The organism is Terriglobales bacterium (assembly GCA_035487355.1).
In the GTDB taxonomy this organism is placed as follows: domain Bacteria; phylum Acidobacteriota; class Terriglobia; order Terriglobales; family Acidobacteriaceae; genus QIAW01.
Window position 1 is genome coordinate 1 of record DATHMF010000052.1, and the last position, 3,067, is coordinate 3,067.

2 protein-coding genes are annotated in these 3,067 nt (G+C 54.4%); one reads left to right on the plus strand and one right to left on the minus strand.

The annotated features are described in order from the left end of the window. Window positions 1–1,104 precede the first annotated feature (1,104 nt). Window positions 1,105–2,724 carry a SulP family inorganic anion transporter gene (locus VK738_10960; GenBank protein HTD23166.1) on the plus strand — a complete coding sequence of 540 codons (1,620 nt, stop codon included), beginning with the start codon at window positions 1,105–1,107 and terminating at the stop codon, window positions 2,722–2,724. A 54-nt stretch (window positions 2,725–2,778) separates the two neighbouring features. Here VK738_10960 and VK738_10965 read toward each other — a convergent pair. Beyond that, a partial coding sequence (locus VK738_10965; GenBank protein ID HTD23167.1) for a hypothetical protein occupies window positions 2,779–3,067 on the minus strand: 289 nt, incomplete at its 5' end.

Genomic DNA, 3,067 nt, shown 5'->3' on the forward strand with positions numbered 1-3,067 from the left:
GGTGAGCTCAGACTACACCCGCAATACCAGCGTCTTTAACGGGAAGATCAACTGGGTGCAGATCGACCTGGGCAAGGACGTCCACGATCACTTCATCACTCCGGAGGAACGGCTGAACCTGGCCATGGCCAGGCAGTAGGCCGTCGCTAGCCTTAAGCAACAACACCGTCCGTAGGCCGGGAAAGCCCGCTTACGGACGGTCTCATTCAATGACCTGCATTGCGACTTGTCCTCGCATGCTGATCGCAAACTGCCACGGAAAGACCTAATTCTTTTACGCAACCCAGCACATGTGCTGCGATATTCGGGCAGCCTGGCCAATCACACAAATACTCGGATAGCTCTTCTTCGCGGCCATCTGGACCCGCAATACCGGTCTTGATCGTCACTTGAGGCGTATGTGCCTCCTTGCGCTTCCCGTATGCCTAAATTCTTGCCGACGGTGACCGCTTGTGCAAGTAACTCCCCGTCGACGTTTGCACAAAAGTAACCTTAAAGATGTCCCAAAACCGCAATGAGGTTGGCTTGCTTCAAGTATGCGGAGGTTAGAAGCCGAGAGGAGGCAAGTCCGTGGGCACGCGCCGCCATGGGGATTTCGTTTAGAACCTAGTACTTCTACCAGTTTCGTTCTGCGAGCCGCGATTGTTAGCCTTCTGGAGGCGTCGTCCTTCGTTCCTGCGGAATCGCATAACCGTTCGTGGGACTTGCGGCCTCATAAGGGCGTCTTCTTCGCGGCGAGTTTTCGGCGAAGGATATGGAAAAAGGCAGATAAGGAGACTCAAGAATGGCTACGATGGTTGGTTACTCCGGGAGGCAGCCTGGTTGCGTGCTACTCGTTTCCGATCTCAAGAGCATCGTCTTGAAACTGCAGCGAGTGTGGCAGAGACTCGCAATCCGCGGCACTCAAAATCTGACAACAAGATAAGACGCGGACCAAGGCAGATCGCGGCATCTTTGCACTTGCGCCAGGCACTGCTCGCACACCTGAAATCCGCACTTTGATTGACGAAAACTGGCGCATCTACTGGCGCAAACGGGATGACGCGCCATGGGATCATGCTGGATCGTTTGAGAGTAAGCCACGCGAACGTGCTCCCGGACTTGATGGCCGGAGTCACGAGTGCTTTCTCCTATATTCCCCAAGGGATGGCGTATGCGCTCGTAGCAGGTGTGAGCCCGATATACGGACTGTATACCGGCGTTTTTGCGCCAGTGATTGGCGGGCTCCTCGCAGGTTCCTCATTCATCGTCATAACGGTGACCAATGAGCTGGCCATGCCAACCGGCGGCATCCTAGCCGCATTCGAGCCTGAATCTGCCGCGCGGGCTCTGTTCACGTTGACTTTCTTGATCGGCGTGATTCAGCTGGCGTTGGGACTGCTGAAATTTGGCAGAGTAACTCGCTTTATTTCCCATTGCGTGACCACCGGATTTATCGCTGGCGTGGGAGTTCTGCTGGTTCTTGGACAGCTGCAAAAGCTGACTGGGTACAAGGGACAAGTGTCAGGAAATATTTTCGTGAGAACTTGGAACTGGCTGCTTCATCTAAATCAGGTGGACTTCCACACAACTCTTGTCGGACTCTTCACACTGGGCCTTATTGTTGTCCTGCAACATACTCGCTTGAAAGCCGTCGCGCTCGTGGTCGCTCTTCTGGCCGCCACATTGGGTGTCTTCGTTCCGCACTGGAATTCTGTGGAGCTTGTTGGAGCGCTTTCACGGATCCCCAGGGGTCTGCCATCCCCGGTACTACCTGACTTGCGAATGATTCCGCAGTTGTTGATACCTGCTCTGTCGTTAGCGGTGTTGGGACTGAGTGTGGCAGCCGGCGTATCACAAAATTATCCGGAACCAGATGGAACCATGGCGGACGCATCAAGCGATTTTGTTGCCCAGGGAGCAGCGAATTTGATAGGCGGTTTCTTCCAGGGAATGCCAGCCGGCGGTTCGATCTCGCGAACTGCCACAAGCATCAGCGCGGGTGCCAGAAGCAGATGGGCAAACATTTTCGCCGGCGTTGTTCTCGGAATTGTTCTGCTGACATTTGCTGGTTTTGCAGAACTTGTCCCGATGGCAGGCTTGGCTGGGTTGCTTATTTCTATCGGTATAGGTGTTCTGAATCCTGACCGGATCGCCAAAGTTTGGAATACGCATATTGCGGAGCGAGCCGCAATGGTGGCCACTTTTGTTCTTACCCTGCTAATTCCACTGCACTGGGCGATCCTCGCGGGCGTAGGGCTAACCCTCCTGGTCTACATCTATTCATCCTCGACCAAGGTCCGCCTTGTCCAAATCGTGCGGTCGGGAGATGGTGATTTTCAGGAAGTCGCAGCACCCGCTCAGTTGCCGAGTGATTCAGTAGTAGCGCTGCACGCCTATGGGAACGCCTTCTTTGCCGCGGTCTACACGCTCGAAGCCGCTCTACCTGCCCCGGAAAATGCCGAGAATTCCATTGTCATCTTCGGTCTGCGCGGACGCGAATCTATAACGAGCAGCGCAGTTGCAATGCTGGAACGGTACCTCCGCCGCCTTCAAGCAAGGGGAAACAAGCTCATGCTATTTGGAGTCGAACCATCAGTGAGGCGCGCACTTGAGCGTACGGGGCTGATGCAGGTAATTGGTGAAGAGAGCGTATTTGGGGCCAGCGCAAGCATCGGAGGCTCGTTCCAACAAGCTTGGGTTGCGGCTCATGAGATTGTGAGAAGGAAGACTCAACGCGCCTAAAGCAGCTTAGTCATTCGATGGTGTGTGTTCGCCCGACGCTGGAGCGAACTTTATTCAGGACACGACGGTTAGCGCTTCTCTCCGCTTCTTTCTATAGTTTTCGTAGAACAGCAACAATGAATTTGGAGTAACCATCAGAGCACTGAATGCCACAAGAGCAATATCAACTTTTGTACCGGGAAAGCTCTCGATGGCGATCACGGCACACAATCCGACATTGCGCATACTGGTACCGGTTGCGAGGATCCTGCGGTTCTCCCGCTGCGGCCCACCCAGGAGCCAGCCAATAATCATCGATCCAATGATCAGTGACGCCATAGCAGCTAGTGTAGGGACTCCCAGT